Source organism: Streptomyces sp. NPDC093598, from assembly GCF_044764825.1.
Taxonomy (GTDB): Bacteria; Actinomycetota; Actinomycetes; order Streptomycetales; family Streptomycetaceae; genus Streptomyces.
The window spans coordinates 206621-230211 of the sequence record NZ_JBIWIV010000009.1 but is presented as its reverse complement, the minus strand read 5'-3'; the positions used below and the strand labels follow the sequence as shown (position 1 = coordinate 230211).

24 protein-coding genes are annotated in these 23591 nt (G+C 71.8%); 9 read left to right on the top strand and 15 right to left on the bottom strand.

Translation table 11 applies throughout. The features are described 5' to 3' along the window. Nucleotides 1-29: 29 nt before the first annotated feature. Nucleotides 30-1529 carry a PLP-dependent aminotransferase family protein gene (locus ACIRDU_RS25595; protein WP_403583111.1) on the bottom strand — a complete coding sequence of 500 codons (1500 nt, stop codon included), beginning with the start codon at nucleotides 1527-1529 and terminating at the stop codon, nucleotides 30-32. A 64-nt stretch (nucleotides 1530-1593) separates the two neighbouring features. Between ACIRDU_RS25595 and ACIRDU_RS25590 the strand changes: the two genes are divergently transcribed. The 4 genes from ACIRDU_RS25590 (at nucleotide 1594) to ACIRDU_RS25575 (ending at nucleotide 5096) form a co-directional block, all read left to right on the top strand. Further along, the gene (locus ACIRDU_RS25590; RefSeq protein WP_403583109.1) at nucleotides 1594-2283 is read left to right on the top strand and encodes a YitT family protein; all 690 of its coding nucleotides are present in this window, start codon (nucleotides 1594-1596) and stop codon (nucleotides 2281-2283) included. Then, nucleotides 2280-3047, top strand: a complete 768-nt coding sequence (locus tag ACIRDU_RS25585; protein WP_403583107.1) for a glycerophosphodiester phosphodiesterase — start codon at nucleotides 2280-2282, stop codon at nucleotides 3045-3047. Before ACIRDU_RS25590 ends, ACIRDU_RS25585 begins: the two co-directional genes overlap by 4 nt. Before the next feature lie 49 nt (nucleotides 3048-3096). Beyond that, nucleotides 3097-4443, top strand: coding sequence for an MFS transporter (locus ACIRDU_RS25580; RefSeq protein WP_403583104.1), 1347 nt, complete (start codon nucleotides 3097-3099; stop codon nucleotides 4441-4443). A 278-nt stretch (nucleotides 4444-4721) separates the two neighbouring features. After that, nucleotides 4722-5096 (top strand): RNA polymerase-binding protein RbpA, encoded by a 375-nt coding sequence (locus ACIRDU_RS25575; RefSeq protein WP_003977404.1) that lies wholly within the window; start codon nucleotides 4722-4724, stop codon nucleotides 5094-5096. Nucleotides 5097-5219: 123 nt separating this feature from the next. On the opposite strand, the gene fxsA is transcribed toward ACIRDU_RS25575, so the two are convergent. From fxsA to ACIRDU_RS25555, 4 genes are all read right to left on the bottom strand, one after another. Further along, on the bottom strand, nucleotides 5220-5795 hold the full coding sequence (gene fxsA / locus ACIRDU_RS25570; protein ID WP_403583102.1) for an FxsA family membrane protein: 576 nt from the start codon (nucleotides 5793-5795) through the stop codon (nucleotides 5220-5222). Between the two features lie 92 nt (nucleotides 5796-5887). After that, nucleotides 5888-6691: a polyprenol monophosphomannose synthase gene (locus ACIRDU_RS25565; protein WP_403583100.1), complete on the bottom strand. Its 804-nt coding sequence runs from the start codon at nucleotides 6689-6691 to the stop codon at nucleotides 5888-5890. 533 nt (nucleotides 6692-7224) lie between these two features. Continuing rightward, a complete protein-coding gene (locus ACIRDU_RS25560) occupies nucleotides 7225-8826 on the bottom strand; it encodes an amidohydrolase (protein ID WP_403583097.1) in 1602 nt (533 codons plus the stop codon). A 96-nt stretch (nucleotides 8827-8922) separates the two neighbouring features. Next, complete coding sequence (locus ACIRDU_RS25555; protein WP_004002750.1) at nucleotides 8923-9363, bottom strand: Lrp/AsnC family transcriptional regulator; 441 nt, start codon at nucleotides 9361-9363, stop codon at nucleotides 8923-8925. Nucleotides 9364-9633: 270 nt separating this feature from the next. On the opposite strand from ACIRDU_RS25555, the gene ACIRDU_RS25550 reads away from it, so the two are divergent. Both ACIRDU_RS25550 and ACIRDU_RS25545 read left to right on the top strand, forming a co-directional pair. Beyond that, nucleotides 9634-10068: a hypothetical protein gene (locus ACIRDU_RS25550; protein WP_403583094.1), complete on the top strand. Its 435-nt coding sequence runs from the start codon at nucleotides 9634-9636 to the stop codon at nucleotides 10066-10068. Nucleotides 10069-10233: 165 nt separating this feature from the next. Then, nucleotides 10234-10482, top strand: a complete 249-nt coding sequence (locus tag ACIRDU_RS25545) for a hypothetical protein (RefSeq protein ID WP_403583092.1) — start codon at nucleotides 10234-10236, stop codon at nucleotides 10480-10482. Here ACIRDU_RS25545 and ACIRDU_RS25540 read toward each other — a convergent pair. Next, nucleotides 10445-11617 carry an acyl-CoA dehydrogenase family protein gene (locus ACIRDU_RS25540; protein WP_403583089.1) on the bottom strand — a complete coding sequence of 391 codons (1173 nt, stop codon included), beginning with the start codon at nucleotides 11615-11617 and terminating at the stop codon, nucleotides 10445-10447. The two genes, ACIRDU_RS25545 and ACIRDU_RS25540, sit on opposite strands and share 38 nt — an antisense overlap. Nucleotides 11618-11949: 332 nt before the next feature. Here ACIRDU_RS25540 and ACIRDU_RS25535 point away from each other — a divergent pair, with 332 nt between their 5' ends. Next, nucleotides 11950-13215: a glycoside hydrolase family 18 protein gene (locus ACIRDU_RS25535; protein ID WP_403583087.1), complete on the top strand. Its 1266-nt coding sequence runs from the start codon at nucleotides 11950-11952 to the stop codon at nucleotides 13213-13215. Nucleotides 13216-13264: 49 nt separating this feature from the next. Here the strand turns inward: ACIRDU_RS25535 and ACIRDU_RS25530 are convergent, their stop codons facing one another. The 3 genes from ACIRDU_RS25530 to ACIRDU_RS25520 form a co-directional block, all read right to left on the bottom strand. Then, nucleotides 13265-13921 carry a TetR/AcrR family transcriptional regulator gene (locus tag ACIRDU_RS25530; RefSeq protein WP_403583084.1) on the bottom strand — a complete coding sequence of 219 codons (657 nt, stop codon included), beginning with the start codon at nucleotides 13919-13921 and terminating at the stop codon, nucleotides 13265-13267. Between the two features lie 75 nt (nucleotides 13922-13996). Beyond that, complete coding sequence (locus tag ACIRDU_RS25525) at nucleotides 13997-14137, bottom strand: SCO1431 family membrane protein (RefSeq protein WP_403583081.1); 141 nt, start codon at nucleotides 14135-14137, stop codon at nucleotides 13997-13999. A 96-nt stretch (nucleotides 14138-14233) separates the two neighbouring features. Then, the gene (locus ACIRDU_RS25520; protein WP_403583078.1) at nucleotides 14234-15613 is read right to left on the bottom strand and encodes a peptidase C39 family protein; all 1380 of its coding nucleotides are present in this window, start codon (nucleotides 15611-15613) and stop codon (nucleotides 14234-14236) included. A 195-nt stretch (nucleotides 15614-15808) separates the two neighbouring features. On the opposite strand from ACIRDU_RS25520, the gene ACIRDU_RS25515 reads away from it, so the two are divergent. Further along, nucleotides 15809-16465, top strand: a complete 657-nt coding sequence (locus ACIRDU_RS25515; protein WP_403583075.1) for a uridine kinase — start codon at nucleotides 15809-15811, stop codon at nucleotides 16463-16465. A gap of 427 nt (nucleotides 16466-16892) precedes the next feature. Then, the gene (locus ACIRDU_RS25510; protein ID WP_403583073.1) at nucleotides 16893-18752 is read left to right on the top strand and encodes an AAA family ATPase; all 1860 of its coding nucleotides are present in this window, start codon (nucleotides 16893-16895) and stop codon (nucleotides 18750-18752) included. Between the two features lie 19 nt (nucleotides 18753-18771). On the opposite strand, the gene ACIRDU_RS25505 is transcribed toward ACIRDU_RS25510, so the two are convergent. The 6 genes from ACIRDU_RS25505 to ribH form a co-directional block, all read right to left on the bottom strand. Continuing rightward, nucleotides 18772-19857: a hemolysin family protein gene (locus ACIRDU_RS25505; RefSeq protein ID WP_403583070.1), complete on the bottom strand. Its 1086-nt coding sequence runs from the start codon at nucleotides 19855-19857 to the stop codon at nucleotides 18772-18774. Further along, a complete protein-coding gene (locus ACIRDU_RS25500; protein WP_403583068.1) occupies nucleotides 19854-21188 on the bottom strand; it encodes a hemolysin family protein in 1335 nt (444 codons plus the stop codon). The genes ACIRDU_RS25505 and ACIRDU_RS25500 overlap by 4 nt, the downstream gene beginning before the upstream one ends. Nucleotides 21189-21435: 247 nt before the next feature. After that, nucleotides 21436-21891: a PH domain-containing protein gene (locus tag ACIRDU_RS25495; protein ID WP_403583066.1), complete on the bottom strand. Its 456-nt coding sequence runs from the start codon at nucleotides 21889-21891 to the stop codon at nucleotides 21436-21438. A 13-nt stretch (nucleotides 21892-21904) separates the two neighbouring features. Next, complete coding sequence (hisG, locus tag ACIRDU_RS25490) at nucleotides 21905-22753, bottom strand: ATP phosphoribosyltransferase (protein WP_403583063.1); 849 nt, start codon at nucleotides 22751-22753, stop codon at nucleotides 21905-21907. 45 nt (nucleotides 22754-22798) lie between these two features. Next, nucleotides 22799-23071: a phosphoribosyl-ATP diphosphatase gene (locus tag ACIRDU_RS25485; RefSeq protein WP_019983911.1), complete on the bottom strand. Its 273-nt coding sequence runs from the start codon at nucleotides 23069-23071 to the stop codon at nucleotides 22799-22801. Between the two features lie 34 nt (nucleotides 23072-23105). Next, nucleotides 23106-23591 (bottom strand): 6,7-dimethyl-8-ribityllumazine synthase, encoded by a 486-nt coding sequence (gene ribH / locus ACIRDU_RS25480; RefSeq protein ID WP_403583060.1) that lies wholly within the window; start codon nucleotides 23589-23591, stop codon nucleotides 23106-23108.

The window sequence follows — 23591 nt, the reverse complement described above, 5'->3', positions numbered from 1 at the left end:
CGGGGACCTGTCCGAGGAATCCCCGCCCGCTAGGCGACAAACGTGCGCGGCGCCTCCGCGCTCCCGACCGCTCCGCTCTCCACCAGCCCCGCGGCCGCGGCCAGCCGCACGGCCGCCTCCTCGGCCACCGCACCTCCCACGGTGAACGGCAACCGCACATACCCCTCGAACGCACCGTCCACCCCGAACCGCGGCCCGGACGGCACGCGCACTCCCACGCGCTCCCCCGCCTCGGCCAGCCGCGACCCGGACAGGCCCCCCGTCCGTACCCAGAGCGTGAGCCCGCCCTGCGGCACGTCGAACTCCCACCCGGGCAGCTCCCGCCGCACCGCGGCCACGAGCTCGTCCCGGTTCGCCCGCGCCTGCTCCCGCCGCACCTCCACGGCCTGCTCCCAGCCCCCGGTCCCGAACAGCCAGTTCACCGCCAGCTGCTCCAGCACGGGTGTACCGAGGTCGGCATACGCCCGCGCGGCGACCAGGCTGCGGATCACGTCCGGCGCGGCCCGCACCCACCCGATCCGCATCCCGGCCCAGAACGCCTTGCTCGCCGACCCCACCGTGATCACCGTGGACCCGGCCGGGTCGAACGCGCACACCGGCCGCGGCATCCGCACCTCCGCGTCGAGCCACAGCTCGCTCATCGTCTCGTCGGCGATCAGCACGGTCCCCGCGGACCGCGCCGCGTCCACCAGCCGCCGCCGCTGGTCCTCGTCCGCGAGCGCCCCGGTCGGGTTGTGGAAATCGGCGACGACGTAGGCGATGCGGGGCGCGGCGTCGCGCAGGACCTGCCGCCAGCGGTCCATGTCCCACCCGGTGAGCCCCTCGGCCATGGCGACGGGCACGAGCCGGGCCCCGGCCTCCCGCATCAGCTGGAGGATGTTGGCGTACGAGGGCGACTCGACGGCGATGCGCTCGCCCCGCCCGGCGAACAGATGGCAGATGGCGTCGATCGCGCCCATCGCCCCGGTCGTCACCATGATCTGTTCGGGCATGGTGGGGATGCCGCGCGCGGTGTACCGCTCGGCGATCATCGCCCGCAACGCGGGCAGCCCGGCGGGGTAGTCGCCGTGCGTGTGCGCGTACGGCGGCAGCTCCTCCAGGGCGCCCTGGACGGCCCGGGTGAGCCAGGGCTCGGGAGCCGGGAGTGCGGCGCAGCCCAGGTCGATCATCGAGCCGAGGGCCTCCGGCGGCAGGGGCTCCAGCCCCCGCGCGGGCAGCGGATTTCCGGCCGGCACGGCGGTCCAGCTGCCCGCGCCGCGCCGGGACTCCAGGAACCCCTCGCTGCGCAGCGCCTCGTACGCGGCGGCGACCGTCGTACGGCTTACGGACAGGGAGAGGGCGAGTTCGCGTTCGGCGGGCAGCCGGGCGGCCACCGGGACGCGCCCTTCGAGCACCAGCAGACGGATGCCGTCGGCGAGCGCGCGGTAGGCCGGCGGCCGGCGCGTGCCGGGTCCCGCCGGGCGGTCCTGCTGGGAGTTGAGGAGCCGGGCGAGCTGCGCCGCGCCCACGGCCGAGGTCCATTCCGCCATGGAAATCAGTCCACCTTCCCCGGATTGGCCATGGATGGCCTCTCCATCCAAGCCACAGGGTGTCATGCAGCAGTCCACTACCACCACAGGGGGGCACTTCATGTCCACGCGAGGGCGTCTCGCCCGGCGGCTCGTCCAGCTGTACGCCGGTCTCGCGCTGTACGGCGCGAGTTCGGCTCTGCTCGTCCGCTCGGGGCTCGGGCTGGAGCCCTGGAACGTGCTGCACCAGGGCCTCGCCGAGCGGACCGGCCTGTCGATCGGCGTCGTGCTGACCCTGGTGGGCGCCGCGGTGCTGCTCGCGTGGATCCCGCTGCGCCAGCGGCCGGGGCTGGGCACGATCTCCAACGTGCTGGTCATCGGCATGGCGATGGACGCGACCCTGGCCCTGGTGCCCGACGCCCACGGCCCGGCGCCGCGCATCACGCTGATGGTGGCGGGGATCGTCCTGAACGGCGCGGCGACCGGCCTGTACATCGCGGCCCGCTTCGGGCCGGGCCCGCGCGACGGCCTCATGACCGGGCTGCACCAGCTCACCGGCGTCTCGATCCGACTGGTGCGCACGGGCATCGAGCTGACGGTCGTGGCGACCGGCTTCGCCCTGGGCGGCACCGTCGGGATCGGCACCCTGCTGTACGCCCTGGCGATCGGCCCGCTCGCCCAGGTGTTCCTGCGCGTGTTCGCCGTCCCCACGGCATCCGGTGGCAGCACGACGGTTGCCGCCGGTCAACCCCGAGGGGCGATACTGCGTCCGTGACCCCGCGGATACGCCACCCCTACCTCGACCATCCCGGCCCGATCGCCTTCGCCCACCGGGGCGGGGCCGCGGACGGTCTGGAGAACACCGTGCGGCAGTTCCGGTGTGCCGTCGAGGCCGGCTACCGGTACATCGAGACCGACGTCCACACCACGCGCGACGGCAAGCTCGTCGCCTTCCACGACGCGACCCTGGACCGGGTGACGGACGGGGCGGGCCGGATCGCCGACCTGCCGTGGCAGGAGGTGCGGCAGGCCCGCGTGGCGGGCGAGGAACCGCTCCCCCTCTTCGAGGAGCTCCTGGAGACCTTCCCCGAAGTGCGCTGGAACGTGGACGTCAAGGCGGAGGCCGCCCTGCTGCCCTTCCTTGACCTGGTCGGGCGCACGGACTCCTGGGACCGGATCTGCCTCGGCTCGTTCTCGGAGGCGCGCGTGGTGCGCGCCCAGCGGCTGGCCGGCCCGCGCCTGGCCACCTCGTACGGCACGCGGGGCGTGCTCAACCTGCGGCTGCGCTCCTGGGGGCTGCCGGCGGCGGTGCGCCGCTCGGCGGTGGCCGCGCAGGTCCCCGAGATCCAGTCCGGCATCCAGGTCGTGGACCAGCGCTTCCTGCACGCGGCCCACGCGCGCGGGCTCCAGGTGCACGTGTGGACGGTCAACGACGCCGACAGCATGCACCGGCTTCTCGACCTGGGTGTGGATGGCATCATGACCGATCACATCGACACGTTGCGCAAGGTCATGGAGGACCGCGGCGTCTGGGTCTGAGACCCCGGGCCCGCCCCTCCCGCGCGTTCACGGGGAAGCGAGGGCACGGGTGGGCCACGACACCGTGCGGACGCCACCGGCCGACGGGGCCGCGGAGCGCAAGAGCGAGCAGCGCGGCTGGTACTTCTACGACTGGGCGTGCTCCGTCTACTCGACGAGCGTGCTCACCGTGTTCCTGGGCCCCTATCTGACCTCGGTCGCCGAGTCGGCGGCCGGGCCCGACGGGTACGTCCACCCCCTCGGCATCCCTGTGCGGGCCGGGTCCTTCTTCGCGTACACGGTGTCCCTGTCGGTGATCGTGGCCGTGCTGGTGATGCCCCTGGTCGGCGCCGCCGCCGACCGCACCGGCCGCAAGAAGCCACTCCTCGCGGCCGCCGCCTACACGGGGGCCACGGCCACCACGGCGATGTTCTTCCTGGGCGGCGACCGCTACCTGCTCGGCGGCGTCCTCCTCGTCGTCGCGAACGCCGCGCAGTCCGTGGCGATGATGCTCTACAACTCCTATCTGCCGCAGATCGCCCCGCCCGGGCAACGGGACGCGGTCTCCTCCCGCGGCTGGGCCTTCGGCTACGCGGCGGGCTCGCTGGTCCTCGTGGCCAACCTGGTCCTCTACACCGGGCACGACGGCTTCGGCCTCTCCGAGAGCGCGGCGGTCCGCATCTGTCTGGCGTCGGCCGGGCTGTGGTGGGGTGCGTTCGCCCTCATCCCCCTGCGGCGGCTGCGCGATCGCAGGACCGCCGGCCGGGAGGCGGCCCTCCCCGGCTTCCGGCAGCTCGCGGCGACCGTCCGCGACATGCGCCGCCATCCGCTGACGCTGGGGTTCCTGCTCGCCTACCTCGTCTACAACGACGGCATCCAGACGGTGATCTCCCAGGCCTCGGTCTACGGCTCCGAGGAGCTGGGCCTGGGTCAGTCCACGCTCATCGGCGCCGTCCTGCTGGTGCAGGTGCTGGCGGTGGCGGGCGCGCTGACCATGGGCCGGCTGGCCCGGGTGTACGGGGCCAAGCGCACGATCCTCGGCTCGCTGGTCGCGTGGACGGTGACGCTGGCGGCCGGGTACTTCCTGCCGGCCGGGGCGCCGGTGTGGTTCTTCGCCCTGGCCGCCGGGATCGGCCTGGTCCTCGGCGGCAGCCAGGCGCTGTCCCGGTCCTTGTTCTCCCACCTGGTCCCGGCCGGCAAGGAGGCCGAATACTTCTCGGCGTACGAGATGAGCGACCGCGGCATGAGCTGGCTGGGACCGCTGCTGTTCGGGGTCACCTACCAGCTGACCGGGAGTTACCGGGACGCGATCATCTCGCTGGTGGCCTTCTTCGTTCTCGGGTTCGCGCTGCTCGCACGGGTTCCGGTGCGGCGTGCGATCAGCGAAGCGGGGAATCCGATTCCTGACAGGATTTAGCACTCGGAGCGAAAGGGCTGTAGTGTACGCGTTTGGCCTGCCAGGCGTACCGTTACTGCGCGTCAAAGATGCCGAAACGCTGGGTTACATCTGGTATCAGATGTGACAAACCGGGCGCTGGTGGGTACTGCAATGGTTGACAAGGCTGCGGCTACGACGGCGACGCATGACCCGGAACGGGACTCGGAACGGGAATCTTTACCGCCGACCGGACGTTGACCGGATGACGACGACAGCGACACCTGTCCTGTGGGCGACAAGCCCGGGAGGCACGATTCATGAGTGAGCGAGCTCTTCGCGGCACGCGCCTCGTGGTGACCAGCTACGAGACGGACCGCGGCATCGACCTGGCCCCGCGCCAGGCCGTGGAGTACGCATGCGAGAAGGGGCACCGCTTCGAGATGCCCTTCTCGGTCGAGGCGGAGATCCCGCCGGAGTGGGAGTGCAAGGTCTGCGGGGCCCAGGCACTCCTGGTGGACGGCGACGGCCCGGAAGAAAAGAAGGCCAAGCCCGCGCGTACGCATTGGGACATGCTAATGGAGCGGCGCACCCGTGAGGAGCTCGAAGAGGTCCTCGAGGAGCGCCTGGCGGTTCTGCGCTCCGGTGCGATGAACATCGCTGTTCATCCGCGCGACAGCCGCAAGTCGGCATAGTCCCGCCAGGGTCTGGCCGAAGCAACAGCGCATCAGAAGACCGCGGGCGCCGTACGACAAGTACGGCGCCCGCGGTCTTCTGCGTGCCCGGTGCCCGGGCCGCCGGTCGTGGGCCGGGACGGCTCAGCGCGTCAGCGGCGGGCGGGGCGGCTGCGGGGCGTCACCCGGCTCGTCCCTGATGACCTCGCCCTGGACGACCTTGCCGTCGGGCTGGTGCATACGCGCCTGCTGGAAGGCACCGCCCAGGGTGCCCGGGCGGGCCTCCCGGAGCTTGCGCTCGAAGGCGCGCTCGGCGGAACGGCTCACGGCCTTCTGGACCGGCGGCAGCAGCAGGAGCAGCCCCACCACGTCCGACACCAGACCGGGGATCATCAGGAGCAGGCCGCCCAGCATCATCAGGCCGTTGCCCTCGCTGTCGGGCCGGGCCGCGTCGGGCATCACACCGCTCTGCTGCTGTTGCAGCGCCTCCGACAGCTTGCGGAAGGCCCTCCGGCCGGCCCGCTTGATGACGACCGAGCCGAGGACGAGACCCGTCAGCAGAACCAGGAGGACCACCAGCCCGCTGGTCGCCCCCGCGACCATCGTGAGCAGCCAGATCTCCAGCACGAACCACGCGGCGACACCCAGCGGCAGGAACGTACGCAGCCGGGAGCGCCGGGGCCGGGCAGAGGACAGGGGAGTCTGAGCGCCAGTCGTCATGCCTCCAGTGTGCCTGGCACCGGCTCAGCACGGGATAAGGCCACCATCAGCTGTTTCTGTGATCGGCTGCCCGGAGGGGGCCGGGACGGCGGCTACGGCTTCGACGGCTTGCCGACGCGCCCCGCGACCTTGCCGACCCGCTCCCCCACGCCCCATGCCGTGACGCGCCACAGCGCCTCGACGAGGATGTCGCGGCTCATCTTGGAGTCGCCGAGTTCGCGCTCGACGAAGGTGATGGGCACCTCGATCACGTGGTAGCCGGCCCTGACCGCGCGGCGAGCGAGGTCCACCTGGAAGCAGTACCCCTGCGAGGCGACCTCGTCGAGGCCGAGGCCCTCCAGGGTCTCGCGGCGGAACGCACGGTAGCCGCCGGTGATGTCGCGCAGCGGCAGGTCGAGCGCCAGCCGGGAGTACAGGCTGCCGCCCCGGGAGATCACCTCACGGGACTTCGGCCAGTTCACCACCCGGCCGCCCGGCACCCAGCGCGAGCCCAGCACCAGGTCGGCGCTCTTGAGGGCGGTGAGCAGACGGGGCAGTTCCTCGGGCTGGTGGGAGCCGTCGGCGTCCATCTCGATCAGCACGCCGTAGTCGCGCTCCAGGCCCCAGCGGAAGCCCGCGAGGTAGGCGGCGCCCAGGCCCTCCTTGCCCTTGCGGTGCAGCACGTGGACGTGGTCGTCCTCGACGGCCAGCTCATCGGCCAGCTTGCCCGTGCCGTCCGGGCTGTTGTCGTCGGCCACGAGCACGTGCGCCTCGGGGACGGCCTTGCGTACCCGGCCGACGATGCTCTTGATGTTCTCCGCCTCGTTGTAGGTCGGGATGATCACCAAGGCCGTGCCGAGCGGGCCGAACTTCCTCCCCTGGGCTCCTGCCGCGAGGGTGCCGTCGCCGTCGTTCACTGCTGCCCCTTCATGTCCATACGCAGAGGTCCACCATAGTGGGCCCGGCCTGCGCCGACATGACCGGACGTTCGAATCGTGGTGTCGAATCCGCAAGACGCGGGTAAGAGCGCGCCTCCGGGGCGCGCGTACGGCGGATGGGGGCCCGGCGCCCTTCGGGCCGGCCTGGGATCCGCCGGCTGCGGATCGACCGAAAGCCGTTGTCTACTGAGCGCCCGGGCCCCACCCGGGTCACACCTCCCCGACCGGCCGGAACGTTCCCTCGGCGCTGCGCCGGCCTGAGCCTGGCTCCCAGTGGCGGTGCCCCGGTGCGGCACACCGTCCCTGACCCGGCGGCGCCGCGGCGAGTGCTCGGACGTTCCCCGGTCGGGCGTCCGGTGGTGGACTCGGCCGAACCTACCGGCCCCTTGCGGCCACCTGTCAACAGCCGTTTGACCTGCGCATCTCGCGGAAAAGCCCTGGTCAGTGCGGAGGATACGCAGGTCGCGCGGCAGGGGCGCGGCGCACGACTTCATGAGCGCCACCCCCGTAGATCACTCGCCCGGCCGTACGAAGACCGTGCGTCCGCCCACCACGGTGCGCAGGCAGACGGGCAGGTCGCGGCCCGGAGTGAGGTCGGGCAGACCGGGGGTGCCGGAGCGGGGATCCGTCGACCAGCGCGCGACACGGTCGTCCGGGGCCTGGACGACGAGTTCGCCGGTGCGCCAGACGGCGTAGTCGGCGGGGGCGCCCGGGACCAGAACGCCCGCGTCGTCCCGCCCCACGGCCCGCCAGCCGCCGCGCGTGTGCGCCGTGAACGCCGCGCGCACGGAGACGCGGTGCTCCGGCGTGCGGTGGAAGGCGGCGGCCCGGACGGTGCCCCACGGGTCGAGCGGGGTGACCGGGCTGTCGGAGCCGAAGGCGAGCGGGACACCGACGCGCAGCAGGGCGGCGAAGGGGTTCAGGCCACGGGCCCGCTCCGCGCCCAGGCGCTGCGCGTACATGCCCTCCTCGCCGCCCCACAGGGCGTCGAAGGCGGGCTGCACGGAAGCGGTGAGGCCGAGTTCGGCGAAGGCGGCGACACTCTCCGGGGTGAGCATCTCGGCGTGCTCGACGCGGTGCCGGGCGGCCCGGATCCGGGCGAGGCCGAGCTTCTCGGCGGCGACGCGCACGCCCTCCACCACGGCGTCCACGGCCGCGTCGCCGATGGCGTGGAAACCGGCCTGCAGGCCCGCCTCGGTGCACGCCACGACGTGTGCCGCGACCGCGGCGGCGTCCAGGTAGGCGATGCCGGTGTGCCCGGTGTCGGCGTACGGCTGGTGCAGACAGGCCGTGTGCGAGCCGAGGGCGCCGTCGACGAACAGGTCCCCCGCGGCTCCGGCCGCGCCCAGCTCCCGCGCCTTGGCGACGTCCCGCTCGGCCCAGTAGCCGACGACACGCGGCCCGTGTTCCGCGGCGGCGAGGCGCAGCAGGCCGGTGAAGTCGTCCTCGGAGGAGATCTCGGGCCCGGCGCATTCGTGGACCGTGCCGATCCCGAGCGAGACGGCGTGCGCGAGGGCGGCGCGCTGCGCCTCGGTGCGCTGCTGAGGCGTCACGGCGGCGAACGCGGCGGCCCGCACGGCGTGATGGGCTTCAGCGGTGAGCGGACCGTCCTCACGGGTGACACCGGGAACCAGATCGAGCAGGGCGGTGCTCACGACCGCCGAGTGGACGTCGATCCGGCTGAGGTAGAGGGGCCGGTGCCCGGCGGCCTCGTCGAGTTCGGCCCGCGTCGGGGGCCGGCCCCCGGGCCAGCGGGCGGCGTCCCACCCGTGCCCGAGCAGCACGCGGTCGTCCGGGCGGGCGGCGGCGAAGTCCCGTACGAGGGCCAGGGCGGCTTCGAGGGAGGGGGCGCCCGACAGGTCGAGTCCGGTCAGGGCGAGACCGGTGGCAGTGGTGTGCACATGCGCGTCCGTGAACGCCGGAGTGACCAGCGCTCCATCGAGGTCGACGACCTCATCGACCCCGTCCGCAAAGGCGTCGGCGGCCCCCTCGGAACCGACCCAGGCGACCTGCCCCCGCTCCACGACCATTGCGGTGGCGAAGGGATCGGCAGGGCTATGGACCTCGCCGCGGCGAAGCAGAACGGTCTTCGGCGGCGCACTGGACTCACTCATGGAGCACAGTCTCACAGGCCGAACTGCAACGCCCGACAAGGGGCGCGGGGAACTGCGCGATCAGCCACACACGACCCGCAGCCGCCGAACCACCGGTCAGATCCGCGGCGGTCGCGCCTCGTACGGCGTCGACAGCACCACCGTCGTCCGCGTGGACACTCCGGCCAACGACCGCAACCGGGCCAGCAGCTCCTCCAGCTCGTGCGGCGTCGCCACCCGCACCTTGAGGATGTAGTTCTCGTCGCCGGCGACACTGTGGCACGCCTCGATCTCGGGCACGCCGGCCAGCCGGTCCGCGATGTCGTCCGGCGCACTGGGGTCGAACGGTTTCACCGAGATGAACGCCGTCATCGGCAGCCCCACGGCCTCCGGGTCGACGACCGCGGCATAGCCCCGGATGACACCCCGCTGCTCCAGCCGCCGCACCCGCTGATGCACGGCCGACGTGGACAGGCCGGTGGCCTTGCCCAGGTCGGTGTAGCTCATCCGCCCGTCCTTGACGAGCAGCTGCACGATCTGTCGGTCCAGCTCCTCCATGGCGCAAGAACCTACAGTGCGGTTGATCTCCTCGGATACCTGAGCAGCCCAGGTCATCCCGGTTCGTGATGCGGCCGGGAGCCGGCCGCCGGCCGTCGGGGGGACAAACGCACCGCAGTGGACACCTGCACGGGGCATGTGACGAACGCCACAGGGCTCGAACAGTCTCCGTGATGTTCTCGTGATTACCGCCCAGGGGGGACGGGAAGTGCTTGCTGTGGTCGAGGCCGCGCAGTGCCTGATACGGCCCAGCCCGAGGGGGAGAACCCAATGCAGAGTCTTAAGCGCCCTGGTCGCACCGCACCCAAGCGGCAGCAGCTCGTCGTCGAGCCCGAGCCGGAGGGTGTCGAACCCGACTCCTTCGACGACGAACTCGACGCCTACGACACGTTCGAGATGTTCCGGGTCGTCTGCCCGGACTGTGCGCAGCCCATCGCCCTGCTGGCGGACGAGGAGGTTCTGCCGGAGCACGCGATGTGCGCCTCGCCGTGGAACCCCTTCGGACTCACGGTCTGCACCGGAACCGGCCGCAGGGCCACGGACGCCCGCCCCGCGGACGAGTCCGTGGAACCTCAGGAACAGGACACCGCCCTGCTGTTGACGCTCCCTCAGGGGCTCGACTGGCGGACCCAGCCCTTCTCGCACGTCGGCGGCCCGGGCTCGCGCCCGATCAGGGTCCCCGTCATGCGCCGCCACGCGGCCTGAGCGCGGGCCCTCTTCGCCCGCTCGCTCCACTCCCGTAGCTGCCCCGCGCCACGGCTCGCAGACCGCCGTGGTGCGGGACCAGTGCGTCCGGAGCCGGGCGACACTGAACGCACGCCCGATTCCACCACCCGGTGACCTGCCCGGGGTTTGCCGCGTTGCCCTGGTATGACCCCCATCTCCTCAGCGACCGGGCGTCAGCGCCTCCTGTACGTCCCGCCGCCCGCAGAATCGGTTCGGCCGGCTCCGCCCCGCTATCAGGACCCGCCGATCTACCGCGACTTGATGCGGACCTGGGCCGAGGGCGGCCGCACCCTGCCCGGCCGCCACGACCCGGAATGGATGCGACTCGCGGCCCCTTGGCGGGGCCTGGACCAGTTCAGCGTCCCTCTGGACCCACGAGATGACGGGCGATGACCATCCGCTGGATCTGGTTCGTGCCCTCCACGATCTGCAGCACCTTGGCCTCGCGCATATAGCGCTCGGCCGGGAAATCGGCGGTGTAGCCGTAGCCGCCGAGGATCTGCACGGCGTCGGTCGTGACCCGCATCGCCGTGTCGGTGCAGTGCAGCTTGGCCATGGCGGCCTGCCGCGCGAACGGCCGGCCCGCGTCCTTCAGCCGTGCCGCCGCGAGGTAGAGCGCACGGCCCGCCTCGATCTGCGTCGCCATGTCGGCGAGCATGAACCGCAGTCCCTGGAAGTCGGCGATCCGCTTGCCGAACTGGCGCCTTTCGGAGGCGTAGGCCAGTGCCTCGTCGAGCGCCGCCTGGGCCACGCCGATCGCGCACGCCGAGATGCCGAGCCGCCCCGAGTCGAGCGAGGACAGGGCGATCGCGAAGCCCTGGCCCTCCTCGCCGATGAGCCGGTCGGCCGAGACGCGCACGCCGTCGAAGTGGACCTGGGCGGTGGGCGAGCCCTTCATGCCCATCTTCTTCTCCGGGACGGCGGCGCTCAGCCCCTCGGCGTCGCCGGGCACCAGGAACGCGCTGATCCCGCGCGGGCCCTCTTCGCCCGTGCGTGCCATCACCGTGTAGAAGTCGGCGATCCCGCCGTGCGTGATCCAGGCCTTGGTGCCGGTGATCACCCAGCCGTCACCGTCCCGCACGGCCTTGGTGCGCAGGGCGGCCGCGTCCGAGCCGGAGTGCGGCTCGGAGAGGCAGTAGGCGCCGAGCATGCCGCCGCCGAGCATCGCGGGCAGGTGCTCGACCTGCTGCTCCTTGGTGCCGTAGGCGGCGAGCGCGTAGGAGGCCAGGGAGTGGACGCTGACGCCGAGGCCGACGGTGAGGCGGGCCGCGGCGAGCTCCTCCAGGACCTGGAGGTAGACCTCATAGGGCTGGTCGCCGCCGCTGTACTCGGAGTCGTACGGCAGGCCGAGCAGCCCGGAGCGGGAGAGCAGGGTGAACAGCTCGCGCGGGAAGCGGCCGGCGTCCTCCTCCTCGGCCGCCTTCGGGGTGATCTCCTGCTGCGCGATGTCACGGACGAGCGAGATCAGGTCCCGGGCCTCCTCCGTGGGCAGTTGTCGGTCCACCGGCTGCGGGGCGCGGTCGGGCATGGCGACGCTCTCCTCCCTGTCGGGCACTGGCGGACGGGCCCATGGGTGGGGGCGACGCCGCCGGGTCGTTCTGGTGCCTGGCCGATGCTTGCAGTCCCGGGTCTCGGAAGCTGCTGACCAGCGGCTGTGCGCTGTGAGTATGCCCGATCGGAGGCATCCCGTCACCAGTTAACGACCGCTTACTTCAAGAAATGGCCGAGCGCGTCCGGAGAGGCGAAATTGGTCCGAACCATTGACCCAACTGGTCTAGTCCTCCTACTGTTTCGCTCCACCGATTCATCGCGTTCATGCCAATCGGCGCGCGTTCCCCTCTCCCCACGAGGAGACACCGGATGCACACCCCCCACCGTTCCCGCTTCCGGGCCATCGTGTCCGCGGCCTGCTGCGCCGTCCTCGGCGCCGGTCTCCTGGCCGGCGCGGGCACCTCCGCCACCGCGGCGACCTCGGCTCAGGAGGCCGCCGCAGATTCGAAGGCCGCTCCCCGCGCCAGGGCCGCAGGTTCCAAGGTCATCGGGTACTTCACCGAATGGGGCACCTACGACCGCAAGTACTACGTCAAGAACATCGAGACGTCCGGATCGGGAGCGAAGCTCACCCACATCAACTACGCCTTCGGCAACGTCACCGGCGGCAAGTGCGCCCTGGGCGACGCCTACGCCGCCACCGACCGGGCCCACACCGCCGCCGAGTCCGTCGACGGCAAGGCCGACACCTGGGACCAGCCGCTGCGCGGCAACTTCAACCAGCTGCGCAAGCTCAAGCAGAAGCACCCGAACCTCAAGGTGCTGTGGTCCTTCGGCGGCTGGACCTGGTCGGGCGGCTTCGGCGAGGCGGCGAGGAACCCGGCCGCCTTCGCCCAGTCCTGCTACGACCTCGTCGAGAACTCCAAGTGGGCCGATGTCTTCGACGGCATCGACATCGACTGGGAGTACCCGAACACCTGCGGCGCCACCTGCGACACCAGCGGCAGGGCGTCCTTCCGGAACCTGATGCAGGCGCTGCGGGACGAGTTCGGCACGAAGAACCTCGTCACCGCGGCGATCACCGCCGACGCCACACCGGGTGGCAAGATCGACGCGGCGGACTACGCGGGCGCCGCCCAGTACGTCGACTGGTACAACCCGATGACGTACGACTTCTTCGGCGCCTGGGACGCCGCCGGCCCGACGGCCCCGCACTCGCCGCTGACCTCGTACGCCGGCATCCCGAAGGCGGACAACCACAGCTCGGCGACCATCGCGAAGCTCAAGGGCCTCGGCATCCCCGCCTCGAAGCTGCTGCTGGGCATCGGCTTCTACGGCCGCGGCTGGACCGGCGTCACCCGGTCGGCCCCCGGCGGCACGGCGACCGGCCCGGCGGCGGGCACCTACGAGCAGGGCATCGAGGACTACAAGGTGCTCAAGACGAAGTGCCCGGCGACGGGTACGGTGGCCGGCACCGCGTACGCCAAGTGCGGCAGCGACTGGTGGAGTTACGACACCCCGGCGACCATCGGCACCAAGATGAACTACAAGAACCAGCAGGGGCTGGGCGGCACGTTCTTCTGGGAGCTGAGCGGCGACACGCCGAACGGTGAGCTGATCAAGGCCATCAGGTAGGGCGGAGAAGCGAGGGGCGGAGGTCCGCGGCGGACCCTCCGCCCCTTTCTCATGCGCCCCGGCGGGCCGGCTGCGGGGCCGGGTGGGCGGGGTCCAGCTCCTCGATCGCGCGCAGGGCGCCGCCGAGGGTCTTCACCAGCAGCTCGCACATGGTGTCGCGGGGCAGTTCGGGGCGGTCGATCCATTCGAGTGTGGCGCCCTCGACGCTGCACACCCAGGCCAGCAGGCCCATCCGCGCCAGCGGGGTGATGTCGACGCGGCCGTACGCGCCCTCGGCGATGGTGGTCACGACGGCCTCGCGCACCCCGTCGCGGATGGCGTGCACCTCGGTGTCGAAGCCGACTCCGCCGCTCACGATCGTGCGGTACGCGGCCTGGTTGTGCTCGGCGTACCGCAGGTAGCTGTCGATGGTGCGCTGGACCCGGTCGACCGGGGGCTGTGCCGGACCGCTCGCCGCCAGGGTGACCAGCTCGGTGACGGAGTCCTGGATGATGGCGAGGTAGTAGCCGCGCTTGGACTGGAAGTAGTAGTAGATCAGCCCCTTGGCGACGTGCGCCTGCCGGGCGATGTCGTCCATCGACAGGGCGTCGTAGGACGTGTCGGCGAACAACCTCCGCCCGATGGCGATGAGTTCTGCACGACGCGCCGTCGAGCGCTCGGTCCCGCGGGCTCTGGGGCGCGCGGCGGGCTGTGGGCTGATATTCAATTTCGACCCTGGTCTCACGGGCGGGGGCGGGACATCCGCAGTATGGCAGGAGCCGGTGCCCGGTCGTGGGTCAGGTCACAGCAGCCCGAGCTGCGTCACCAGCATCGCGACGACCACGACGAGGGTCCAGCCCATGACGTGCTCGACGATCTTCGGGCCGTCTTCCTGAGGGCCGCCGGTGCGGACGCGTGGGGCGGTGGCGGGGTGCGCGGTCATGGCTTCTCGCAGGGTCGGTGGTGCGGACGGACTCCCCCCCCCCCGAAGTCCTGTCCACCTTGCCACCGGGAGCGCCATGCGCGGCCGAGAGCTTGGTCACACGCGGACGCCCACATCCGCCAGTGCCTTGCGCTGGGCCGCGGTCGGGCGCGCCGGGAAGTAGAGGTAGCAGACCCCGCCGGTGCCGGAGACGACCTTGCCGGAGGCGTTGTAGCGCTTCGTCCTGAGCCAGATGTTCTCCCACTCGCGCCTGCGGTAGACCCGCCGCACGGCCTCGTTGCTCTCCGAGAACGGGTCGTTGGCGATCACGTCGCCGCCGGCGGTGAAGCCGATGACGGTCATCAGGTGCCCGGCGGTGCCGTACCCGGCGCCGGTCAGCTCCTCCTTCAGGAACGACTGGGACGTGATGGCCGGGATGCCCGCCGCGATCAGCGTCTCCAGGTCGGTGAGCGAGCCGAGCCGGGTGACCACGCCCTGGAGGCCCTTGAACGTGGCCGCGTAGGCGGCGTTGAACGGCCAGTTGCCGCAGCCCGCGTACTGGTGGTCGTAGGTGAAGCGGGCCGCGTGGCAGACCTGTGGATCGGCGTAGGACGGATCGACCCAGGCCAGCTGCCCGTCGGTGAGCCGGCCGCCCCAGTACTCGATGACCATCTGGGAGGACGTCGGGCTGCACCAGGCCTCGCCGCCGTTGTCGTACTCGGGGTACTGGCCCTTGTGGATCTCCTGCGAGTAGCGCGGAACGGCCAGTTCCTTCGCGAGGCCGGGCGCGGAGGCCGGCACGGTGAACCGGTCGGGCACGTCGGAGCCCATGGCGCCGAGCCGCCACACGGTGGGTGTCGCCTTGCCGCCGGGCTTGCGGTAGAGGGTCAGGCGCAGCCGGTACGCCGTCAGGCGCAGGCCGGTCGACGCGTCGTCGATCGCCAGGGTGTCGGTCCAGACGGTGCTCCTGCCGTCGCTCTGGTCGTCGACCGAGGTGCGCCGGATGTCCTGGTCGCCGGCCGCCCAGCGGCCCATCACGTACCAGGGGGTGCTGGTGCCGTCGGTGTAGGTGCCCTTGATCTCGGCCTGGATCCAGGTGCCGGCCGGGGTGTGCGCGTTCCAGGAGACGATCGCCTCGGTCGCGGGGACGGCGAGCCGGTGGACGGGAGAGGTCCAGGTGCCGTACTCCCACGCCGCCGTGGTGCCGGTGTGCGGGTCCTTGTAGTCGGCCGTTCCGGCGGGCTTCGCGATCACCACGCCCGGGCGGGTGCCCGCGACGGCCCGGGTGCCCTTGGCGGTGCCGCCGTGCCAGTCGCCGTACGAGACCCAGGCCCGGTTGTCGACGGTGCGGGCCGGGACCGCCCGGGCGGGGTCTGCGGTGTCGGTCGTCATGGGGGCCTCGGGGTCGGCGGCCGCCGGACCCGCGCCCGCGGTGACGGCGGCGGCGACCGCGGCGGCCAGGACGGTTCTGCGGGAGGGCTGTTCGGCTCTGCGCATGGCGGGGGACCCCCGGATGTCGGAGTCGGGCAGGGGCGGGGCAGGTCCGTGCACGGCCGGTCGCATCCGTGCGTGCGCCACATATGAGCACAGCCCGCCGTGTCCTGCCAGCACTTCGACGCGCGCCGCGCCCACCAATATTGGCGTCGACCAGTGGCATCCGCGGCGGACCCCGTCGTTAGAGTGCTGACCGAGATGAATCAGTCCTTCCGCTCCGCGCCGGGACCGGCCGTCCGTGATCTGGCCGCCCGGATCCGCCGCCTCTCCCCTTCCTGCGGCCCGGTCCGGCTCGTCGGCGTCGACGGGCACGCCGGGTCCGGGAAGAGCACGTTCGCCGGTCGCCTGGCCCTGGCGCTGGACGGTGCGCCGGTGCTGCGCCTCGACGACATCGCCAGCCACGACGCGCTGTTCGACTGGACCGGTCGGCTGCTGGACCAGGTGATCGAGCCGCTCTCCCGTGGCCGGACCGCGCACTACGCCCCCTACGACTGGCGTGAGCACCGCTTCGGCCCGCCGCGTCCGCTCCCGCCCGCTCCGGTGCTCCTCGTGGAGGGCGTGGGTGCGGGACGCCGGGCGCTGCGCCCGCACCTGGCCCTGCTGCTGTGGATGGACGTGCCGCGCGAGGAGGCCTGGGCGCGAGGACGGTCGCGGGACGGGGAGGAGCAGCGGGAGTTCTGGGACGGATGGGTTCCGGCGGAGCGCCGGCATTTCGCCGGCGATCCCTCGCGGCCGTTCGCCGGCCTACTGGTACGGCAGCGAGACGAGGGATATGAGGTGCTCACGGGCCCTGCCGGGACCGTTGGCCCGGACCAGCCGATCACGCAGGGTGATGGACCGCCCGCAGTGTGCTGAACTTGTGAAGAGCCTTGCGGGACAACTTGCCGGAGTGCTTCAACTCGGCTTGACCGCCGGGCCGTACAGGTCTTACGTTCTCAAAGTGCGGCATCGGAGCCGCCCACAGACGCGAAGCCCCCGGTTGTTCCCCCGTGATCGGGGGCTTCGTTCTGTCTTCTTCCGGTTTTCCGGCCGCCGCGGGGCGCCCGACGCTCACCCTGGGTCACCGCGCGCAGTACGCCGCATCCGCTCCCACCTCGCCGAACGGCCCGTGCGGCACCCTACGGAGGCGCCGCCCCCAAAGGTACGATGCCCTCGTCGCGACCTGCGGACGGTTGCTTCGCACGGTGCAACTCCGGTCCGTGGCACAGCGGTTCGAGCAGGGCAGCCGGCTGGAGGACGGCTCGTTGGCATACCGACGGGGGCACGGTTTGTGGGGGACGTGATGGACTTCGGCACGCAGGGCCCTCAGGCCCCGGCCGACCTCGCCTGGCTGCGAGGCGTGGACGCCTACACCATGGGCGCCTATCCGCAGGCCGAGGAGGAGTTCCGCGCCGCCGTGCGCATGGACTCCGGGATGGCCGACGGCTGGCTCGGACTGCACGCGCTGCGCGTCGACACGACGACCGCGCTGCTGCGGATGTTCCGGCACCGGGACCGCTTCGGGGAGCAGCGCTCCCGCTACCGTCGCACGCTCAACTCCTGGTACTGGCTGGGCTGGTGGGTGCAGCCCGTGCTGGAGAGCCCCCGCGACCTGCTGCTCGCGCACGCCTCCCACTGGCTGGACGGCCGCCACGTCCCCGAGCTGGACCGGGCGCTGGCCGGGCTGCCGCCGGTGGACACCGACCACCAGGTCCGCTTCCTGCACTCCTGCCGCGCCTATCTCGTCAAGGACTGGGAGCAGCTGGTCCGGCACACCGACCCGCTGCTCGACGACCCGATGCTCGGCATCGAGGCGGGCCTGTTCGGCGGCATGGCCCGCGTCCGCCTGGAGATGTACGGCCAGGCCGAACCACTGCTGTCCGCCGCGCTGATGCGCTGCCGCAGCGAGCAGCCCCAGCGCAAGGAGCTGCGCTACTGGCTGGCGCGGGCGCACGAGGGCACCGGCCGCAGCGCCGCCGCGCTCCCCCTGTACCGGGCCGTGCACCGCGTCGACCCGGCCTTCATGGACACCTCCGCCCGGCTCGCCGCCATCGCCGAGGGCGACGGATACGACGACGCCACGGACTTCGCCGCGATCACGCTCACCGGCGCGGGCCAGGACGCCGTGGACGGACCGGACGGGTTCGACCCGCTCTTCGGCATCGAGGGGCGCGACCTGAGACTGCCCGATCCCGAGCCGCCGATCGCTCCCCTGCCGCCGGTGACCGTCCCACCGGTCCGCGAGAGGACCGGCCCGGCTTCCTTGCTGCCCGCCGGTCCGACCGACCCGGCGTTACTCGAGGAGGCACTCGCCGAGCTCGAGCGCATGGTGGGTTTGGAGCCGGTGAAACGCCAGGTCAAGGCGTTGTCGGCACAGCTGAACATGGCCCGGCTGCGGGCGGGGCAGGGCCTTCCGGTCCAGCCGCCGAAACGCCACTTCGTCTTCTCCGGCCCCTCCGGCACCGGCAAGACCACCGTCGCCCGCATCCTCGGCCGCGTCTTCTACGCCCTCGGGCTGCTCGGCGGCGACCACCTGGTGGAGGCGCAGCGGGCGGATCTCGTCGGCGAGTACCTCGGGCAGACGGCCGTGAAGGCGAACGAACTGATCGACTCGGCCCTCGGGGGCGTCCTCTTCGTCGACGAGGCCTACTCGCTCTCCAACTCGGGCTACGGCAAGGGGGACGCGTACGGCGACGAGGCCCTTCAGGTGCTGCTGAAGCGCGCCGAGGACAACCGCGACCACCTCGTGGTGATCCTGGCCGGCTACCCGGAGGGCATGGACCGCCTGCTGGCCGCGAACCCCGGGCTGTCGTCCCGTTTCACCACCCGCGTCGACTTCCCGTCGTACCGGCCGCTCGAACTCACCGAGATCGGCAAGGTGCTCGCGGCGGAGAACGGCGACCTGTGGGACGAGGAGGCCCTCGACGAGCTGCGGTCCATCGCGGGACACGTGGTGGACCAGGGGTGGATCGACGAGCTGGGCAACGGGCGGTTCCTGCGGACGCTGTACGAGAAGAGCTGCGCGTACCGGGATCTGCGGCTGTCCGTGTACCCAGGGGTGCTGGGGCGGGACGATCTGGCGACGCTTCGGCTGCCGGATCTGATGCAGGCGTACGGGGAGGTGCTGTCCGGGCGGGGCCCGCAGGACCCGCCCGGACGGTGAGGAGCCCGAACGCCGGGCCCTAGGTGGCCAGTACCTCCTCCGACGCACCACTGCTCCGGGGCTCGGTCAGCCGCACCTCGCGCACCTCGCGATGCGCGGGATCCCGCACCTCCCCCACCAGCAGTTCCAGCACGTCCTCCAGCGCGACCAGCCCGAGCACCTTCCCGGACCCGTCGGCCACCTGGGCCAGGTGCGTCGCCGCCCGCCGCATCACCGTCAGCGCGTCGTCCAGCGGCAGCTCGGACCGCAGGGTCGTCATGGAACGCCACAGGTGCTGCGGGACGGCCCGGTCCGAGTCCTCCAGGTCGAGGACGTCCTTGACGTGCAGGTAGCCCATGAACGCGCCGTTGTCCGCGGCGACCGGGAACCGTGAGTAGCCCGTGCGGGCCGTGAGCTCGACGATGCGCCCGGGGGTGACCGACGGGCTGACCGTCACCAGGGACTCGCGCTTCAGCAGGACGTCCGTCACCGGGCGGGAGCCCAGTTCCAGGGCGTCCTCCAGGCGTTCGGCCTCCTCGGGGTCGAGCAGGCCCGCCTGGCCGGCGTCCTCCACCAGCCGGTTCAGCTGCTCGCTGGTGAAGACGGCCTCGACCTCGTCCTTGGGCTCCACCTGGAAGAGCCGCAGGATGCCCTGGGAGCAGGCGCCGAGGGCGGCGGTGATGGGCTTGCAGAACCGGGCGAACCAGACCAGGCCGGGGCTGAGCCACAGCGCGGTCCTCTCCGGCGCCGCCATCGCCAGGTTCTTCGGGACCATCTCGCCGATGACGAGGTGGAAGAAGACCACGGCCGCGAGGGCGATGACGTAGGTCAGCGGGTGGATCACGCCCTCCGGCAGGTGGACCCGCTCGAAGACCGGTTCCAGCAGGTGCGCGACCGTCGGTTCGGCGACCGCGCCGAGGGTCAGCGAGCAGATCGTGATGCCGAACTGGGCCGCCGCCATCATCTGCGGCAGCCGCTCCAGACCGTAGAGGACCTGCCGGGAGCGGGCGGTGCCGAGCGGCTCGATCTGGCTGCGGCGCACGGAGACGAGCGCGAACTCGGCGCCGACGAAGAAGCCGTTGGCGAGCACGAGCAGCGCGGCGAAGAGAAGCTGGAGCACGCTCATCGGACGGCCTCCGCCAGGGAGACCACCGGAGCGGTTCGCACCAGCCGGACCCGTTCCGCGCGGTAGTGGCCGACCTGGCGCACCGACAGCCGCCAGCCGGGCAGCTCCGCCTTGTCGCCGACGGCCGGGATACGGCCCAGCAGGTCGGCGATCAGGCCCGCGACGGTCTCGTACGGGCCCTCGGGCACGTCGAGGCCTATGCGCAGCAGGATGTCGACCCGGCAGCTGCCGTCGACGTCCCAGGCGGGCCTGCCGTCCTCCGGCGGCGCGGCGGCCAGCTCGGGCAGGTCGTGTCCGTCGTGCTCGTCGCGGACCTCGCCGACGAGTTCCTCGACGATGTCCTCCAGGGTGACGACACCGGCGGTGCCGCCGTACTCGTCGACGACGACCGCGATGGGCTGCTCACTGCGCAGGCGGGTGAGGAGCGGCCGTACGGGCAGCGTCTCCGGGACGAGCAGCGCCGGGCGGGCGATGCGGCCGACGGGGGTGCGCAGCCGGTCCTGGACGGGCACGGCCAGGGCGTCCTTGAGGTGGACCATGCCGACGACCTCGTCGATCTTCTCCCGGTAGACGGGGAAGCGGGACAGGCCGGTGGCGCGGGTCAGGTTGACGACGTCCTCGGCGGTGGCGGAGGACTGCAGGGCGCTGACCTTCACGCGCGGCGTCATCACGTGCTGCGCGGTCAGCTCGCCCAGCGAGAGGGTCCGCACGAACAGGTCGGCCGTGTCCTGCTCCAGGGCGCCGGCCCGGGCCGAGTGGCGGGCTAGGGACACGAGTTCGCCGGGGGTGCGGGCGGAGGCCAGCTCCTCGGCGGGCTCGATGCCCAGGGCGCGCACGAGCCGGTTCGCGACGGCGTTGAGGCCGGCGATGACCGGGCGGAACAGCCGGGCGAAGACATGCTGCGGGCCCGCGACGAAACGCGCGACCTGAAGCGGCCGGGAGACCGCCCAGTTCTTGGGCAGGAGCTCGCCGATCACCATCTGCACGGCGGAGGCCAGCAGCATGCCGACCACGACCGTGACACCGGAGACGGCCCCCTCGGGGATGCCGATCGAGGTGAACGGGCCGTGCAGCAGCTCGGCGAGCGCCGGTTCGGCGAGCATGCCGACGACGAGCGAGGTGATGGTGATGCCGAGCTGGGTGCCGGAGAGCTGGAAGGACAGTTCCTTGAGCGATTCCACGACACGGTGGGCGCGCCGGTCGCCCTCGGCGGCGGCCTTCTCGGCCTCCGGGCGCTCGACTGTCACGAGTCCGAACTCGGCCGCCACGAAGAATCCGTTGGCGAGAATCAGCAGGAACGCGGCTGCCAGGAGCAGCAGGGGGGTGGTCATGATGCCGCCGCCTCCGCACGGTCGCGCACCTCGAGAACGGGGTCCGCGCAATGTCGGCAGGGGGCGGCGCAGGTACTACAGGACGATCCGTCCATCGCCGGAGAGGGTCACTCCTCGGTTAGCAGGAGCCCCTGGCGCACCGGGCGGGGCGGCAGGGGCGAAGGCGCATCCGTCAGCGCCTCCGCCAACAGATTAATCAAGACACGGCCCGATGCGGCAGTGGCGGCCGCCCGGAGGACCCCCCGAGTCAGTCCTGACGCCCCTCGGGGCCCGCCGCGGAACGGGCCTCGGCGAGCGCCCGCAGGGCCCGGGCGTCGGCGATCGCGCGCTGCTTGGCCAGGCCCGGCTGGATGCCCAGAGCAGGCAGGCTGGTGCCGTCGCTGAGGTTGAGGAACACCCAGGGGTCACCCGGCCGGAGGGTCACCTGGAGGATCTCGGCCCACTCCAGCCGGCGCTTGTGCGTGAGGTTCACCACGGTGACGCCGTCCTCGTCGGCGACGACCTTGGGCCGCGCCAGGAGGAGCAGCACGGCGTCGAGCAGGAGCGCCGTGAAGACGAAGCTGACGCGCTCGCCGGGGCTGAGCTGCTTCAGCAGCATCGCGACCGCTGTGATCACCACGAAGATGGCGACGGCTGCGGAGAGCAGCACCACACGGGTGCTGCCCGGCCGGAAGGTGACGGGCAGGGTGGGCAGATCGGACATCGGTGCGCGCCCCTCAGAGACGGCAGGCGTGGATGGCCGTGGTCAGGATGGCCCGGGCGCCGATGTCGTAGAGGTCGTCCATGATCCGCTGGGCTTCCTTGGCCGGAACCATCGCGCGGACGGCGACCCAGCCCTCGTTGTGCAGCGGCGAGACGGTCGGGGACTCGAGGCCGGGGGTGAGGGCGACGGCCTTCTCCAGCTGCTCCACGCGGCAGTCGTAGTCCATCATCACGTACGTCCGGGCGACCAGGACGCCCTGGAGGCGGCGCAGGAACTGCTGCACCTTGGGGTCGTCGGGCTCCGCGCCGGTACGGCGGATCACGACGGCCTCGGACTGCATGATCGGCTCGCCGGCGACCTCGAGGCCCGCGTTGCGCAGCGAGGTGCCGGTCTCGACGACGTCGGCGATGACCTGGGCGACGCCGAGCTGGATGGCGGTCTCGACGGCACCGTCGAGGTGGACGACGGAGGCGCCGATGCCGTTCTCGGCGAGGTGCGCCGCGACGATGCCCTCGTAGGAGGTGGCGACCGTCTTGCCGGCCAGGTCGGCCAGGCCGCTGATCGTGCCGGGCTTGGCGGCGTAGTGGAAGGTGGAGCGGGCGAACCCGAGGGCGAGGATCTCCTCGGCTTCGGCGCCGGAGTCGATGAGCAGGTCCCGGCCGGTGAGGCCGATGTCCAGCTGACCGGAGGCGACGTAGATCGCGATGTCGCGGGGGCGGAGGTAGAAGAACTCGACCTCGTTCACCGGGTCGACGATCCGCAGTTCCTTGGACTCCCGGCGCTGCTGGTAGCCGGCCTCATGCAGCATCTCCGCCGCAGGGCCTGACAGGGAACCCTTGTTGGGGACGGCGATGCGCAGCATGAGGTCGGCTTCCTTTGCGTGGTGTCGTACGGGAACGGGTGCGGCTTACAGGTGGGCGTAGACGTCGTCGAGGGAGATGCCGCGGGCGACCATCATCACCTGGACGTGGTACAGCAGCTGCGAGATCTCCTCGGCGGCCGCCTCCTTGCCCTCGTACTCGGCGGCCATCCACACCTCGGCGGCCTCTTCGACGACCTTCTTGCCGATGGCGTGGACGCCCTTCCCGACCAGTTCAGCGGTGCGGGAAGTGGCGGGATCGCCCTGGGCTGCCTTGTGCTGGAGCTCGGTGAAGAGCTCCTCGAACGTCTTCTTGGACATGGTGACGCTCAGCCTATGCCACACGCGGCCTTCGTCAGTGCCAGGGTTCGGATACTGAGCGGAGGGTGGCCGCGGTCGCCACCGCCGCCGTCACCGCCTCGTGCCCCTTGTCCTCGTGGGAGCCCTCGATTCCGGCGCGGTCCAGGGCCTGCTCCTCGGTGTCGCAGGTGAGCACGCCGAAGCCGACGGGGACGCCGGTGTCGACGGAGACCTGGGTGAGGCCCTGGGTCACGCCCTGGCACACGTACTCGAAGTGGGGGGTTCCGCCGCGGATGACGACGCCGAGGGCGACGATCGCGTCGTAGCCGCGGCCGGCGAGGACCTTGGCGACGACCGGGAGCTCCCAGCTGCCGGGGACCCTGAGCAGGGTCGGCTCGTCGATGCCCAGGTCGTGCAGGGCGCGCAGGGCGCCGTCGACCAGGCCGTTCATCACCTTCTCGTGCCACTGTGCCGCGATGACGGCGACCCGGAGGTCACCCACATTGCGTACGGACAGTTCCGGTGCACCCTTGCCGCTCAC